General features: G+C 37.1%; 15 protein-coding genes. 11 read left to right on the top strand and 4 right to left on the bottom strand.

Features of this window, described 5'->3' with window-relative positions:
- Positions 1-28: 28 nt before the first annotated feature.
- The gene (locus FA707_RS08965) at positions 29-388 is read right to left on the bottom strand and encodes a YxeA family protein (protein ID WP_136953912.1); all 360 of its coding nucleotides are present in this window, start codon (positions 386-388) and stop codon (positions 29-31) included.
- Between the two features lie 167 nt (positions 389-555).
- Between FA707_RS08965 and radC the strand changes: the two genes are divergently transcribed.
- From radC to FA707_RS08930, 7 genes are all read left to right on the top strand, one after another.
- Positions 556-1,233 (top strand): RadC family protein, encoded by a 678-nt coding sequence (gene radC, locus FA707_RS08960; protein WP_136953911.1) that lies wholly within the window; start codon positions 556-558, stop codon positions 1,231-1,233.
- A 127-nt stretch (positions 1,234-1,360) separates the two neighbouring features.
- On the top strand, positions 1,361-1,564 hold the full coding sequence (locus tag FA707_RS08955; RefSeq protein WP_136953910.1) for a cold-shock protein: 204 nt from the start codon (positions 1,361-1,363) through the stop codon (positions 1,562-1,564).
- A 256-nt stretch (positions 1,565-1,820) separates the two neighbouring features.
- Positions 1,821-2,345, top strand: a complete 525-nt coding sequence (locus tag FA707_RS08950) for a DUF7832 domain-containing protein (RefSeq protein ID WP_136953909.1) — start codon at positions 1,821-1,823, stop codon at positions 2,343-2,345.
- On the top strand, positions 2,342-3,079 hold the full coding sequence (locus tag FA707_RS08945) for a glycerophosphodiester phosphodiesterase (protein ID WP_136953908.1): 738 nt from the start codon (positions 2,342-2,344) through the stop codon (positions 3,077-3,079). Before FA707_RS08950 ends, FA707_RS08945 begins: the two co-directional genes overlap by 4 nt.
- A 1-nt stretch (position 3,080) precedes the next feature.
- Positions 3,081-4,046 (top strand): tRNA (adenosine(37)-N6)-dimethylallyltransferase MiaA, encoded by a 966-nt coding sequence (gene miaA, locus FA707_RS08940; protein WP_136953907.1) that lies wholly within the window; start codon positions 3,081-3,083, stop codon positions 4,044-4,046.
- Positions 4,039-5,271 carry a GTPase HflX gene (hflX, locus tag FA707_RS08935; protein WP_136953906.1) on the top strand — a complete coding sequence of 411 codons (1,233 nt, stop codon included), beginning with the start codon at positions 4,039-4,041 and terminating at the stop codon, positions 5,269-5,271. The genes miaA and hflX overlap by 8 nt, the downstream gene beginning before the upstream one ends.
- Position 5,272: 1 nt before the next feature.
- Complete coding sequence (locus tag FA707_RS08930; protein ID WP_136953905.1) at positions 5,273-6,526, top strand: methionine gamma-lyase family protein; 1,254 nt, start codon at positions 5,273-5,275, stop codon at positions 6,524-6,526.
- Positions 6,527-6,699: 173 nt separating this feature from the next.
- On the opposite strand, the gene FA707_RS08925 is transcribed toward FA707_RS08930, so the two are convergent.
- From FA707_RS08925 to rpoY, 3 genes are all read right to left on the bottom strand, one after another.
- The gene (locus FA707_RS08925; RefSeq protein ID WP_136953904.1) at positions 6,700-7,098 is read right to left on the bottom strand and encodes a helix-turn-helix domain-containing protein; all 399 of its coding nucleotides are present in this window, start codon (positions 7,096-7,098) and stop codon (positions 6,700-6,702) included.
- A 241-nt stretch (positions 7,099-7,339) separates the two neighbouring features.
- A complete protein-coding gene (rnjA, locus tag FA707_RS08920; protein ID WP_136953903.1) occupies positions 7,340-9,016 on the bottom strand; it encodes a ribonuclease J1 in 1,677 nt (558 codons plus the stop codon).
- A gap of 1 nt (position 9,017) precedes the next feature.
- On the bottom strand, positions 9,018-9,233 hold the full coding sequence (gene rpoY, locus FA707_RS08915; RefSeq protein ID WP_136953902.1) for a DNA-directed RNA polymerase subunit epsilon: 216 nt from the start codon (positions 9,231-9,233) through the stop codon (positions 9,018-9,020).
- Between the two features lie 264 nt (positions 9,234-9,497).
- On the opposite strand from rpoY, the gene FA707_RS08910 reads away from it, so the two are divergent.
- The 4 genes from FA707_RS08910 to FA707_RS08895 all read left to right on the top strand — a co-directional run bounded on the left by FA707_RS08910 (position 9,498) and on the right by FA707_RS08895 (position 16,354).
- On the top strand, positions 9,498-11,231 hold the full coding sequence (locus FA707_RS08910) for an ABC transporter ATP-binding protein (RefSeq protein WP_136953901.1): 1,734 nt from the start codon (positions 9,498-9,500) through the stop codon (positions 11,229-11,231).
- Positions 11,224-12,990 carry an ABC transporter ATP-binding protein gene (locus FA707_RS08905; protein WP_136953900.1) on the top strand — a complete coding sequence of 589 codons (1,767 nt, stop codon included), beginning with the start codon at positions 11,224-11,226 and terminating at the stop codon, positions 12,988-12,990. The genes FA707_RS08910 and FA707_RS08905 overlap by 8 nt, the downstream gene beginning before the upstream one ends.
- A gap of 460 nt (positions 12,991-13,450) precedes the next feature.
- Entirely contained in the window at positions 13,451-15,622 is a 2,172-nt protein-coding gene (locus tag FA707_RS08900; protein WP_136953899.1) for an amino acid ABC transporter substrate-binding protein/permease, read from the top strand.
- A complete protein-coding gene (locus FA707_RS08895) occupies positions 15,623-16,354 on the top strand; it encodes an amino acid ABC transporter ATP-binding protein (RefSeq protein ID WP_136953898.1) in 732 nt (243 codons plus the stop codon).
- Positions 16,355-16,381 lie beyond the last annotated feature (27 nt).

Genomic DNA, 16,381 nt, shown 5'->3' with positions numbered 1-16,381 from the left:
TTTCCTTTAGTAAATTTTGGAGTAGGGGCTAATTTAATGATTGAGTTATTTGCTTAGATAAATCATTTGCTTGCACTTCATGCCATCGTAAAACCCCTTTTTGTTCGTGGTATTCAAGAGATAAGTATTTATCTTGTGTTAACGGACGGCCGAATGAACTGAAGGTAATGGATGTTTCCTTACCTTCTTTATTTACAGCGGATAATTGGTAGAGATACTCTTTATCTCGTACGGTACCGTTAGCATCGCGTACATCTTCAATTTTAATTGGCCCTTGGTTAATTAAAGTAAAATATTCTTCCCCAGTATAATTTTTTTGATAAAATAGCGCGGCTGCGGCTCCTAATAACACCACTAAACTGGTTAAAACTACGATAACTTTTTTCATAATGTTAATCTCCTTGATTAATTGTTATCACTATTATCGCGTAATTTTTACGTGAAGACATCGGACTTTTGAGGGGTTTTTACTAAGACTTTCAGCCGATAATGATTTTTTTTCGTATTCTAATAGTGAGAGGATGGTTGTAAGGTGGTAATAGGAAGGAGTATTGTATGTTAATAGCTGAGAATGAACTGGTAAGTCTACCGAGGGAACGTTTGCTACAAGTAGGGGTCGAAAATCTAACAACGCAAGAGTTACTAGCGATTTTATTGAGAACAGGGACGAAGCATCGTAGTGTGATTGAATTATCAGAAGAAGTCGTTTCCCATTTTAGGACGTTATTTGATTTGAAAGAAGCAAGTTTAGAAGAGTTACAGTTAATTACTGGTGTCGGGAAAATTAAGGCAATTGAGCTACAAGCAGCGATTGAGTTAGGACAAAGAGTCGCGCGTTCTAAGCAGCTTAAATTAGGACAAGTGGTGTCGAGTCATATGTTAGGAAAAGAATTAATTGAAGAGATGAAGGATTGGCGACAGGAACACTTACTTGTTATTTATTTGAATACTAAAAATCAAATGATTAAGAAAGAAATTATTTTTAAAGGCACTTTGAACCAAAGTATTGCTCATCCGCGAGAAATTTACCGAGTGGCAGTCAAATGTGCAGCTGCGCGTTTTATTTTGGTTCACAATCATCCATCGGGTAATCCTGAAGTGTCACAACAGGACATTGACTTTACTAATCGGATCGTGGAATGTGGTAAAATAATGGGCATCGAAATTTTGGATCATTTAGTTATTGGTGAAAGTAGCTATGTTAGTATGCGAGAAGAAGGAATTATTGAATAATTTTTTAAATTCAGCTTGAAATTGGTAACGTTTTCATATAAAATGTATGTATAGCTTGGTTGTTATTAATTAAGCTAAAATATATTAAGAATTACAAGGTGTAATTTACAGGAGGAACAAAAGAATTATGGAAACAGGAACAGTAAAATGGTTTAACGCAGAAAAAGGTTTTGGTTTTATTACGCGCGAAGGCGGCGAAGATGTATTTGTACATTTCTCAGCTATTCAAGGTGAAGGGTTCAAAACATTAGAAGAAGGTCAAACAGTAACATTTGATGTAGAATCATCAGATCGTGGACCTCAAGCAACTAATGTTGAAAAACAACAATAATAAATTCAAACAATTTCCAGGACAGATAATAATTATCTGTCCTGTTTTTGTTTGGTAATGATTTTGACAAACGCTATCTAAACAAAGTGAAACAATTAAAATAAGAGAGTATTATTTGAGTTTAAACTTTATGGAGGCAATAATATTAAAATTAAAAGGAGTCAAGGGTGTTTTTTTGTGCGTTTCATCATATAATAGAAGATGAAGAGTTACTCTGAAGAATAAATAAATATGAGTAATAATGAGGAGACAAATTATGGCAATTGATAAAGCAATCTGGCATTACGAAGTTCCAGACTATCCAAAAGAGTTACCAAATGAACAAGGTGGTGTACATATCGCCTTCTTTTTCCGTTGGATGGCAGAAAATGGCTTTGCTGGGGCAGAACTAAACGAAGAATATCCTGCCATTCAAATGAAGCTAAAATTAAATATGTTGGATGCATTTGAAATACTAATGAATTTCTTTGATGGTACGATAATGGCAGAAGATTTTAGTGAAGATGGTGCACGTTTTGCGAATGCCTATTATTTAGAAAAAGAACTATACTCTCGAGAATATGGGAATTATTTGGAAGATTACGAGGCGCTTATGCCACAGTTAGAACATTTAGAGGGCTTTGAAAAATTTTATCAAGTAGTGAAATATTCAGAAGAAAATTATCAAATGGTGAAACAACAAATTGACCAACGATTTGCTGAATATGAAAGCTGGCTGAGTGAACAAAATAATCAAGAGGATGACTCAATCAAATCTGAAATAAATGAGGTGCAAGGATGAAGACACAAGTTTTTGCACACCGTGGTAGTAAAGGTACGCACCCAGAAAACACCTTGCCAGCGTTTGAAGAAGCTGTTTTGGCAGGGGCAGATGGTATTGAATTAGATGTCCACTTGTCAAAAGATGGCAACTTAATGGTGATTCATGATGAAACGATTGACCGCACGACTAACGGCACAGGTCGCATCATGGATTTAACTAAGAAAGAAATTCAATCGTATAATGCGGGGAGTTGGTTTTCAGAAGTGTATGATGAAATTGTTGTACCAACACTTGAAGAAGTAACTTACTTTTTGAAACAGTTGAATTTTAAAGGGATGCTTAATATTGAAGTAAAAACCGACAAAATTCATTATGAAGGGATTGAAGTGAAAATCCATGAATGGATGACGTCAGAAGAGTGGCCATTTGATTTTATGTATTCAACATTCAATCCGAAATCATTGGCGATTTTAGAACAGACGGCACCTGAAACACCTAACGCGTTAATTACATTTGCTGACCAAGAGATGATTGACTATGGTTTGATGACACGTAATATTGGTGGCATCCATCCTAAAATTAATTGGTTAGAGGAGCACCCAGAGCAGTTAGCTGGTTTTGCTAAAGCGCTACGTCCATGGACAGTTAATAAAAAATCACAGATGCTGTTTTGTTTTAAACATCAAATAGCCGGTATTATGACCGACTATCCGCGCAAAGCAGTTACGTTAAGAAATGAGTGTCAAAAATAGTATGAACAAACCAAAACTAATCGTCATTGTTGGGCCGACGGCTGTAGGTAAGACGTCCCTTAGTGTTGCGTTAGCACAAAAGTTTAATGGCGAGATTATTAGTGGTGACTCGTTACAAGTGTATCAACAGCTTGATATCGGTACCGCCAAAGCAACGAAAGAAGAACAAGCCGGAGTGCCACATTATTTATTAGATGTTATTCCTTTAGAAGGCAGTTATTCAGCCAGTCATTTCCAACAAGCAGCCCGTCAGCATATAGCTGATATTGTCTCACGTGGTAAAACACCGATTGTTGTGGGTGGTACGGGTCTTTATATTCAATCTTTATTATTTGATTTTGAATTAGGCGCAGATGAGGGTCAGGTAACAGAAGCAGAAAAACAAGCTTTTCGTGAGAAATGGGAAACGATTATGTTGACTGAAGGTCGTGATAAACCATGGCAATATTTGAAACAAATCGATCCTGAAGCCGCGGCAACGATTCATGAAAATAATACTCGCCGTGTCATTCGTGCGCTAGAGTTAAAAGAATTGTTCGGCCGCAGTATTACTGAACAGCAAGTTGATTTTACTAACTTGGAAAATGCGCTGTATGATGTCAAAATTATCGGTTTAACGACCGAACGTGAATTGTTATATGACCGTATCAATCAACGTGTCGACTTGATGATGACACAAGGGCTAATGGATGAGGTGGCGTTATTAGCTGATAAGCGTCATGTTCAAGGAGCTCAAGGAATTGGTTACAAAGAATTTTTCCCATATTTAGATGGCCGAATGACTTTAGAAGAAGCGGTTGAACAAGTGAAACAAAATTCACGTCGTTATGCGAAACGTCAATTGACGTGGTTTAGAAATAGGATGCCGGTCGAATGGTGGGATTTAGTCCAAACACCTGACCAACAAATTGAATTAGAAGCCGTAATAGCCAATTGGTTGGCTTCGGAAGGAGGACCGCATGACTGAACGCGTTCTACTAGTAGGGGTTGAAAGCCCAGAAAATTTTAAACATTTCGAAGAATCAATGATTGAATTGAAAAATTTAGTTAAAACCGCCCACGGTGAAGTGGTAATGGAAGTGACGCAAAAATTACCGGCGATAAATCGTCAAACAATTGTTGGAAAAGGAAAATTAGAAGAAATTCAACAATTAGTCGATGCCCACGAAATTGATTTGGTGATTTTTAACCATGAGTTAACGCCACGCCAAGGCCGTAATATCGAAGCAGAAGTCGGCGTCCGCGTTTTAGACCGCGTGCAATTGATTTTAGATATTTTTGCATTGCGTGCTCGTTCGAAAGAGGGGCAATTACAAGTGGAGCTGGCTCAAATGAGTTATATGTTACCACGTTTGGTTGGTAGTAACGATGCCTTGTCACGTTTAGGTGGTGGTATTGGGACGCGTGGACCAGGGGAAACCAAATTAGAAACCGATCGCCGTCACATTCGTGATACGATTGCCAATATTCGTCGTGAGCTAAAAGAAGTGGCAGCTCATCGTGAACGCAATCGTCAAAAACGTAAAAATTCAAACGTCTTTCAAATCGGTTTGATTGGCTATACTAATGCCGGTAAATCAACGTTGCTGAATTTATTAACGAATGCTGGCACGTACTCTAAAGATGAATTGTTCGCGACACTAGATCCATTAACCAAAAAATGGAAATTGAATGATTCTATGGGCGTGACAGTGACGGATACAGTAGGATTTATCCAAGATTTACCGACCCAATTAATCGAAGCTTTCCAATCGACCTTAGAAGAAAGTCGTGGCATGGATTTACTCTTACACGTAGTCGATGCAAGTTCAGAAGACCGTCACTTGCAAGAACAAACGGTGATGGAATTAATGAAAGACTTAGAGATGGACAGTATTCCTGTTTTAACGGTTTATAACAAAATGGATTTGGTTGAAGATCATTTATTTGCGCCAACCTTATTCCCAAGCTGTCAAATTTCAGCCAATGAACCAAACAGTATCGCCATCATTGAACAAGCGATTATCGAGCAATTAAAAGTGATTTTTACGCCGTATCAATTAGAATTAACGCCTGCTCAAGGCAAAGAATTAGTCGAATTAGCCCAGCAAACCTTGTTGTTATCACAAGAATATGATGAAACAACTGGCAACTATTTGGTGTCAGGTTACGCGTCAAAAGACTCAAAATGGGGCAAGAAAGAGGAAGAGTAGTATGAGTTGGAATACAGGGTTATCACCAGAATTAATCGAAAAAATTAAACAAGTCGATGCCAAAATTAGTGAGCGTCGCTTAGACATTCAAGAAGTCGCACTAACGAATCAAGCGAAAGTATTAGACGCGTTTAGAAAACATAAAGTATCAGAAAGTCATTTCAATAAATCGAATGGTTATGGTTATGATGATATTGGAAGGGAAGCATTAGAAGCGGTTTACGCTGAAGTTTTTGGCGCGGATGATTGTATTGTGCGCCCACAGTTGATTTCAGGAACGCATGCGATTTCAACCGCTTTGTTTGGCGTGTTACGTCCTGGTGACGACTTGTTGTATATTACGGGAACGCCTTATGATACGTTGTTAGAAGTTGTCGGTGTGACAGGGAACGGCATTGGCTCATTCAAAGAGTATAACATTGGCTATGACCATGTTGATTTATTAGCGGATGGGAGCGTCGATTTTGAAGCCGTGAAAGCAAAAGCAACCGCTAAAACAAAAGTCTTCGCGATTCAACGTTCACGTGGTTATGACCAACGTCCTTCTTTCACGATTGAAAAAATAGAAGAGATGATTCGTTTTGTTAAAGAAAATTATCCAGAAGCGATTGTTTTTGTCGATAATTGTTATGGTGAATTTGCTGAAACAATCGAACCAACCCAAGTAGGCGCGGATTTAATGGCAGGTTCATTAATTAAAAACCCTGGTGGTGGCTTAGCCAAAATTGGTGGTTATATTGTAGGGCGCAAAGACTTAATTGAAAAATGTGCTTATCGCTTAACAACACCAGGTATCGGAAAAGAAGCGGGGGCTATGTTAGATACGGTTCATGAAATGTTCCAAGGTTTCTTCTTGGCACCACATGTTGTTAGCCAAGCGATTCAAGGGGCAGTCTTCACGGCGGCCTTACTTGAAGAATTCAACGTTGTGTCAACACCAAAATGGGATGAACCACGCACCGACTTAATTCAAATGGTTGAATTAGAAGAACAGGAGAAAATGGTGAAATTCGCGCAAGCCATTCAAAAATTCTCACCAGTTGATGCGCACGTCTCACCAGTACCAGCGTACATGCCAGGTTATGAAGATGACGTGATTATGGCTGCTGGAACATTCATTCAAGGTGCAAGCCTAGAATTAACATCTGATGGACCTATCCGCCCACCATATAGACTATATGTCCAAGGTGGCTTAACGTATGAACACGTCAAAATCGCCGTAAGCCATGCGGTACAAGAAGTGTTTTATAATTAAAAAGCAGCACCCGAAAGAGCCGGATTAAAAAAGTGCTTGAGGTATCGTTTAGCTTCATGTGATAATCCTTAGTAATATCTATTTCAGTTCAGGCTGAAAAGAGTTTGATAGGCTCTCTCTAAAGCAGACACGGAAAAAAACAAAAATTCCAAATCTACTTTAGAGGGAGTTTTTTATGATTCTTTCTGTTTATTTTTAAATTCTAGATATTCAGCAATAATAAGTAATAGGCTGGTTATTATAGCAATAATGATTAAAAATTTATCCCGATTAAAGATAGTGTAGACAATAATGACCATCGAAAAAATATATCGTATTAATTTATTTAAAAATTTTTCCCAATCAATTGCTTTAGTATCATCTGACTTTTCTTCCAATAATAGGGTTTCTAAAGAAATATCTAATATTTCAGATAGCTTCAGCATATTTTTTTTACTTGGATACGTTCTGCAAAGTTCCCACTTTGAAATTGTTTTGTCACTAACACCTAATTTTTCGGATAAGTCACTTTGAGTTAAATTATTATTTATTCTGTATTCTTTTAATTTAATGGATAAAATAGTTTCCTTCATTCTTAATACTCCTTATTCTTTTTATAAATTTATTTTGCCAGTTATTGCTATTTTTGCAAGGAACCTTAGGAAAAGAGAGTAAAAGATACTTAAAAGATAGTGTTCTATTAAAAAATTTGAAAATAAGTCAGTCTATTTCTAAAAGGTAGTCGTTATTTTTTTAGTTGTTCTATGTTCATTTATAAAAAATCACCTCAAGCTTAGCGTTAGGCTTGAGGTGATTTTATTATTAAAATAAGTATTACTCACTAGCTTCCAAAATCATCGATAGAATCATTGGGTTACGGTGTGTTTTTTCAGCTAAGTAAGGTTGTAGGGTTTCTAAGATTCTTTGACGAATCATGTTTTCGCTACAATTTTCTTCTTTCAAGGCTTGTTCAATCGCACGGTTCAATAATTTTTGACAGTGAACAATTAAATCGCCTGATTCACGCATGTAGATAAAGCCACGTGATAAAATATCAGGACCCGCCATAATCGTTTTCTTCTCGTAGTTAACAGTGACAACTGCTAACACTAGACCTTCTTCTGAAAGAATGCGGCGATCGCGTAATACGATATTACCGATATCCCCAATCCCATTACCGTCAACATAAACATCGCCGGCTTGGAAACTACCTGCACGACGCGCGCTGTCAGCTGTTAAAGCTAAGACGTCACCGTTTTCCATAATGAAGCAATTATCGGCTTCAACGCCAACTGACTGTGCTAATTCAGTATGAATTTTTAACATGCGGTATTCACCATGAACTGGCATGAAATATTTAGGTTTCATCAAGCTTAACATTAATTTTTGTTCTTCTTGACCTCCATGACCAGATGTGTGGATATTGTTCACTTTACCGTGAATCACTTCTGCTCCCGCTTCAGATAATAAGTTAATGACGCGGTTAACGCTTGTCGTGTTCCCTGGAATAGGTGAACTTGAGAAAATAACGGTATCACCTGGTTGAATAGAAATATGACGGTGGGTACCGTTAGCGATACGACTAAGTGCCGCCATCGGTTCACCTTGCGAACCTGTACATAAAATCAACATTTCTCCAGCAGGGTACTCATTGATTGAATTAGCATCAACAAACGTATCTTTCGGCACGTTGATGTAACCTAATTCTTGACCATTAACAATTGCGTTTTCCATACTACGTCCGAAAACAGCAATCTTACGACCAGTTGCAACTGCCGCTTCAGCCGTTTGTTGTAGACGGAAAATATTAGAAGCGAACGTCGCAAAAATGATACGTCCTTCAATTTTTTCAAAAATACGTTCAATCGATTCACCGATAACTTTTTCTGATTTTGTAAAACCAGGTACTTCAGCATTGGTACTATCTGAAAGCATACATAAGACACCTTCACTACCAATTTTTGCCATTTTTTGTAAGTTAGGCGGTTCACCAACTGGCGTAAAGTCAAACTTGAAGTCACCTGTACACACGATATTCCCAGATGGCGTTTTAACAACGACACCTAAAGCATCAGGAATACTGTGAGTTGTTCTAAAGAAAGAAATTGTCGTCTTTCTAAATTTGATAATGGTATCTTCATTGATTTCATGCAACGTAGCATCACGTAGTAAGCCATGTTCGTCCAGTTTGTTGCGGATTAAAGCTAGTGCTAAAGGTCCCGCATAGATAGGAATATTCGCTTGCTTAAGTAAGAAAGGAATGCCCCCAATATGGTCTTCATGTCCGTGAGTAATTACTAACGCTTTGACTTTACTTAAGTTTTGTACGATATAGCTGTAATCAGGAATGACATAGTCAATACCTAACAAATCATCTTCAGGGAACTTGATCCCAGCGTCGACAATGATGATTTCGTCTTGAAACTGAATCCCATAAGTATTTTTTCCAATTTCCCCAAGGCCACCAATACCGAAGACCCCAGTTTCATTGTTTTTTAAGTTAACTTTCATATTAGTTAAACTCCATTAATGTAAACTCAGCGTTTTCCTTTTCGTATGCCAAATGATTGTCGTCTAATAATTGAACGAATTCAATGTTAAACGCAGTATTGTCTTCTACCAATTGGCGTGCTTGACGTACGCTTTCTGCCTCTAGATAAAGAGATTTTGTTTGCTCTCTTTTAGGGTTTTGTGTTTTTAATTCTTGATAATAAACTTTGTAGATCATTTTAATGTCCACACTCCTTCTTAAATATTAAAAAATAGGTCTTATTCCTATTAAATTGTAAAAATTAACCTTGTCAGTCGTTGATGCTTCCATCAATTTTGACGATTCTTGTTCACGAAAGTCATTGTCATTTTATCATATTTGACCAAATAAGTATAGAAAGGACGTTAAGTCCGTTACTTCTTATACATGGAAAAAAGGTGAGAAAGCCCTTCCGAGTGTGATAAGATGGAAGAGTAGAGAAACAAGAAAAGGAGTGACAGGATGAAATTAATGTTGCGCTATACATTAAAACACAAAAAATTGTTATTTTTAAACTTTATTTGTGTCTTTGGATTTATCATGATTGAGCTAGGTTTACCAACACTTTTGGCTAAGATGATTGATCAAGGAATTTTAGAGCAAGACACCGCCTACGTCAAAAAAATCGGGTTGATGATGCTATTAGTGACAGCCATCGGAATGGCGCTTCATCTAGGATTAACCTATATGGGTTCGCGTTTGACGACCTTAATTATTATGGATATTCGTGATGATATGTATGAAAACATTCAAACCTTTAGTCATCATGAATACGAACAAATTGGCGTATCGTCATTAATTACCAGAATTACGAATGACGCCTTTCAAGTGATGTTATTTTTAGGGATGGTCTTACGAACGGGTTTTATGACACCGATGATGTTTACAGGTAGTATGGTTATGATTCTCAGTCAAAATGCTTCACTGGCGAAGTATGTCTTTTTATGTTTGCCATTGTTAGTGATAGGCGTGTATTTAATTGCGAAATTCTCAGAACCACTATCACGTCGTCAACAAAGTAGTTTAGATAAAATCAATCGTATTGTGCGTGAAAACTTGACTGGCTTGCGAGTAGTGCGTGCATTTGTGAATGAGAAATTCCAAGAATCACGTTTCAAAAAAGTTAATGAACGTTATACGAAGAACTCGATTAATTTATACACATTAATGTCTGCTTCACAGCCAGCGTTTTTCTTAGTGTTTAATCTGGTATTAGTTGTTTTAATATGGGTAGGATCGAAACAAATCGAAGCGGGGACGTTGCAAGTTGGCTCACTTGTTGCTTTTATTGAGTACATTTTTCACGCATTGTTCTCATTTATGATGTTTGCGTCAGTCTTCATGATGTTTCCACGTGCTGAAGTGTCAGCTAAACGTATTCAAGAAGTATTAGATGCTAGGTCAACGATTTTAATCAATGAAACTGGCGTTAGAGAAACGGCAACTCAAGGCGTGGTGACGTTTAAAAATGTTAGCTTTGCTTACGCTGAAACAGAAAGTCCAGTCATTCGTAATGTCAGTTTTGAAGCGAAGCCAGGTGAAACGGTCGCTTTTATCGGTAGTACTGGTAGCGGGAAGTCCACGTTAATTCAATTGTTGCCACGTTTTTATGATGTGACTAAAGGTGAAATCCTAATTGACGGGGTCAATGTAAAAGATTATTATTTACCAAGTTTACGTCAAAAAATCGGCTATATTACACAAAAAGCGTTGCTATTTAGCGGGACAATTCGTGACAACTTATTATTTGGGAAACCCGATGCGACAGAAACAGAAATTGCCGAAGCGTTAGAAATTGCACAAGCGAGTGAATTTGTGGCGCAAAAACCTAAAGGACTGGAAGAAGAAGTCTCAGAAGGCGGCAGTAATTTTTCAGGTGGTCAAAAGCAACGTTTGGCAATTGCACGTGCCTTAATTCGTAAGCCAGCTATTTATGTTTTTGATGATAGTTTTTCAGCATTAGACTATGCAACTGATGCTAAGTTACGCCAACGATTGAAGCGTGAAGTGACGAACAGTACCGTCTTTATTGTGGCACAACGAGTCAGTACTATTATGGAGGCAGATAAAATAATTGTGCTAAATGAAGGGGAAGTGGTTGGACAAGGCACGCACCAAGAATTACTAGCGAGCAATCAAATTTATTATGACATTGCCTCATCCCAATTAACAAAGGAGGAGTTGCAAAATGGTTAAAACATTTGGTTCTCTAAAAAGACTTTGGTCGTACTTACGTTTATATAAAGTTGGCTTTTTCTTGGCTATCTTATGTGAAGTCACGGCTACCATTGTTAACGCACTCTTTCCGGTCTTAGTGGGCTTACCAACCACACGTATTGCCCAAAATATTGCGAATAAAGAAACGATTGATTTTGATTATATCGTGAAAATATTGATATTAATTACCATTATGTCCGTGATTTGTAACTTAGGCTATTTTGGTTCAAACGCTTTAATGTCTAGGGTTGTACAACGCTCAATGCGTGATTTACGTCGTGATATTTCCCACAAGATTAATCGATTGCCAGTCTCGTATTTCGATAGTCATCAACGCGGCGATATTTTATCGCGTATGACCAATGATGTGGACTCATTAACGAATGCGTTGCAGCAAAGTTTATTGAGAATTATTTCAGCAACTATCGGTATGACCTCAGCGATTTTTATGATGTTTAAAATCAACACGAAATTAGCCTTGTTGTCGATGTTGATGATACCAGCTTCCGTCATTATTTCAAAAGTGATAGTGAGCAAATCGCAAAAATACTTTAAAGCACAACAAGATGCCTTAGGTGATTTAAACAGTTACGTGCAAGAAAATATGACAGGATTTGCGGTCTTGAAACTATTTGGACGTGAAAAAGAAAATTACGAGAATTTTAAAACAACGAGTCATAAATTATCTGAGTATGGTTTCAAGTCATCGTTTATTTCTGGTTTAATGATGCCGCTAGTGCAATTGACCTCTTATTTAGTTTACATCATAGTTGCGGTTTTGGGAGGCTTACTTGTTATCAATAAAACGATTACCCTTGGAAACTTACAAGCTTTTATCCAATATGTATGGCAGTTGAATCAACCGATGGGACAAGTTACACAGCTATCTGCCGTTATTCAAGGAGCGAGTGCTTCGACTAAGCGGATTTTTACGGTGTTAGATGAGCAAGAAGAACCAGACGCAGCGAACTTAGCCTCGTTACCAGCTACTATTCAAGGTGCCGTGACGTTTGAACACGTGTCATTTAGTTATGATCCGGCCAAACCATTAATTGAAGATTTGAACTTTGAAGTGAAACCAGGTCAAATGGTGGCGATTGTCGGCCCGACTGGAGCGGGTAAAACCACTCTGATTAACTTACTGATGCGTTTTTACGATGTGACAGGTGGAGCAATTAAGATTGACGGATTAGATACTAAACAACTGAAACGCGAAGAAGTCCGTTCATTGTTTGGAATGGTCTTGCAAGATGCATGGCTCTATCATGATACGATTATGGAAAATATTCGTTTTGGTAAACTAGATGCGACTGATTATGAAGTCGTTGATGCTGCCAAAGCTGCCAATGTCGACCATTTTATTCGAACGATGCCTGAAGGTTATAAAATGATGATTGATGAAGAAGCGGATAATGTCTCGTTAGGCCAAAAACAATTATTAACCATTGCTCGTACGTTATTATCAGATCCTAAAATTTTGATTTTAGATGAAGCCACTAGTTCGGTTGATACGAGACTTGAGTTATTAATTCAAAAAGCCATGCAAAAAGTGATGGAAGGTCGGACGAGTTTTGTCATTGCTCACCGCTTGTCGACTATAAGAGAGGCCGATTTAATTTTGGTGATGGATCAAGGTCAAATCATCGAGCAGGGGACGCATGAACAATTACTAGCTCGAGGTGGGTTTTATGAGAAGTTGTATAATAGCCAATTTGGAGAAGCAGAACAAAGTGATTGAAGGCGCATATTACCGAGTAATCTGTGCTAAAAATCAGGATTAAGTAAAGTGATTGAAGTATCATTTTATTATACTGTCCAATTCAGAATGAAAAGCGCTAATAATCATTTGTTGGTTATTAGCGCTTTTTTCCATGCATTTACCAGTTTTTTAAGCTTAAATTAATAAAAAAAAGAAATGGTATAGTTGATTTTTTTGATTGTTTATACAGTTTGTATGAATATTATTTTTATTTTTCAAACGTTAGTTAGCAATCGTTTACTTATTGATAAAGGTAAGGTTCGTTAGTTTATTAATTTGTTATTTTATTAGAAAATAAAGAGGAAAAAATACAGTTCATTCACTTTCATTTTTTGAAAAAAAATGAAAGTGATGGTATATATGACTTGCTATCGTTAAATTGTTTATTATATAATTAGACATTGATTAGAAAAAAACAAAGATATAGGGGGAAACGTTTATGACGTTCAACAAGAAATTTCTCACAATTTACAGCTTAATCATCACGTTTATAGCAATTGTAGTGGGGTATCCCTCTCAGGCTCAAGCAAAGACGTATGATATTGGCACAGATATAACTTTCGCACCATTCGAATTCGAAAATGACAAGGGTGAGTATGAGGGAATTGATATTGATTTATTAAATACTATTGCAAAAAATAAAGGCTTTAAAGTTAATTTGAAACCTTTAGGCTTTGATAGTTCAATTCAAGCCGTGCAATCTAAACAAATCGATGCAATGATCGCTGGGATGAGTATTACCGACGAACGTAAAAAATCATTTGATTTCTCAGAACCATATTTTGATAGTGGTATTCAAATGGCGGTCAAAAAAGGTAATGATAGCATTACGAAACTTGAAGATTTAAAAGGCAAAATAGTTGCCGCTAAAGTCGGAACTGAAAGTGCTACATTTTTAGAGGACAATCAGAAGAAATATGGATACAAAGTTAAAAACTTTGACGATGCAACAGGTCTTTATCAAGCGTTAAAAAATGGTGAAGCAGATGCAATTTATGATGACTATCCAGTTCTAGGTTACGCAATTAGTCAAGGTCAAGCGTTACAATTTGTTGGTGACAAAATTACGGGTAGTTCTTATGGTTTTGCTGTTAAAAAAGGTGAAAATCAAGAATTATTAAAATTATTCAATGAAGGATTAAAAGAACTAAAAGAAAATGGTGGCTATGATAAAATTTTAACCCAATATATTGCAACTGGCAGTGAAGCAGATGCAACGACAGATACGACTGAAATGAAGAAAATCACACCGAAAAAAGATAAATATGTTATCGCAAGTGATTCAACGTTTGCACCATTTGAATTCCAAAATACTGATGGCGAATATGTTGGGATTGATGTTGATTTAATTAATCGTATCGCTGAAATGCAAGGTTTCAACATTGAAATGAACTATATTGGTTTCAGTTCAGCTATCCAAGCAGTAGAGTCAGATCAAGTGGATGGCGTGATTGCAGGAATGACGATTACGGATGATCGTCAAAAGAAATTTGATTTTTCAGAACCTTATTTCCAAAGCGGCATTCAAATCGCAGTGGCTGAAGACAATAATGATATTACATCGTACGAAGATTTAAAAGGCAAAACAGTTGCCGCTAAAATCGGAACTGAAAGTGCTGACTTCTTAGAAACAAATGAAGCAACATATGGCTACAAAATTAAATATTTAGACACAACGGATGCGATGCATTCAGCTTTAGAAGTAGGTGCAGTCGATGCCTTTATGGATGACTATCCGATTACTGATTATGGCATAAACCAAGGGAAAAAAATTAAAACACCAATCGCTCGTGAAGAAGGCGGTTCATACGGTTTTGCTGTTAAAAAAGGTCAAAACCCTGAATTAGTAGCTATGTTTAACGAAGGCTTAGCTGAACTAAAACGTACCGGTGAATACGATGAAATCGTAGGAGCATACCTTGGCAAAGAGGACGAGGAACAAGTTGCCGACAAAGCCGATGAAAGTACCTTTATGGGAGTTGTCAAAAACAACTGGCAACGTCTATTAAAAGGTTTAGGCATGACCTTGTTACTGACTGCTATCTCATTTGTATTAGCGATGATTTTAGGGGTTATTTTAGGACTATTTAGCGTGTCACCAAGTGCGATTTTAAGAGGGATTTCGACAGTATTTGTTGATTTAATTCGTGGTATTCCATTAATGGTATTAGCATTCTTCATTTATTTTGGTTTACCAGGTGTATTAGGAATGAAGATTCCTGTCTTTATCGCTGGGATTGTGACGTTGACTTTAAATGCGAGTGCCTATATTTCTGAAATTGTTCGTGGTGGGATCAATGCTGTTGACAAGGGGCAAATGGAAGCTGCCCGTAGTTTAGGTTTATCTTATGGTAAGACGATGAAACGTGTTATTTTACCACAGGCTGTTAAAGTGATGATTCCATCATTTGTTAACCAATTTGTTATTTCATTGAAAGATACAACGATTCTTTCAGCTATTGGTTTAATTGAATTATTACAAGCTGGTAAAATCATTGTGGCACGTAATTTACAAGCGACAACGGTATATTTCTTAATCGCGTTACTATACTTTATCGTGATTACAGCATTAACTAAATTTGCTAAACGTTTAGAAAAGAAGGTGAACTAAATGGCAGAGAAAATTTTAGTCGAAAACTTACGAAAAAAATTCAATGATAATGAAGTCTTAAAAGGGATTGATTTGTCAATAAATGAAGGGGAAGTAGTTTGTATTATCGGGCCATCAGGTTCTGGTAAATCAACTTTCTTACGTTGTATGAATCGCTTAGAACAGATTGATCAAGGAGAAGTTATCATCGATGGTGTGAATATTGCTGACGATAATACGGATATTAACTTGGTTCGTCAACATATTGGCATGGTATTCCAGCATTTTAATTTATTCCCACACTTATCAGTGATGGATAACATTACCTTAGCACCAGTTGATCTAGGCAAAATGTCCAAAGCAGATGCTGAAGCTAAAGCGATGAAACTACTAGACACTGTGGGCTTATCGGATAAATGTGACGCGTATCCTAAGTCATTATCAGGCGGACAAAAACAACGTGTGGCGATCGCACGTGCCTTAGCGATGAATCCTGATATTATGTTATTTGATGAACCGACTTCGGCGCTTGACCCAGAAATGGTTGGCGACGTATTAAATGTTATGAAAAAATTAGCCCATAAAGGGATGACGATGGTGATTGTAACGCACGAGATGGGATTTGCAAGAGAAGTAGCTGACCGTGTGATTTTTATCGATGAAGGTCAAATTTTAGAAGACACAACCCCAGAAGAAATCTTCAATAATCCACAAAACGAAAGAACGAAGAACTTCTTGGATAAAGTATTATAAGAAAAATATCGATAAGTAGACCCCCAA

Origin of the sequence: Vagococcus zengguangii (assembly GCF_005145005.1) — a bacterium.
GTDB lineage: Bacteria > Bacillota > Bacilli > Lactobacillales > Vagococcaceae > Vagococcus_A > Vagococcus_A zengguangii.
Note: the sequence above shows the minus strand (reverse complement) of the source record. Positions and strands in the feature narration are given on the sequence as shown.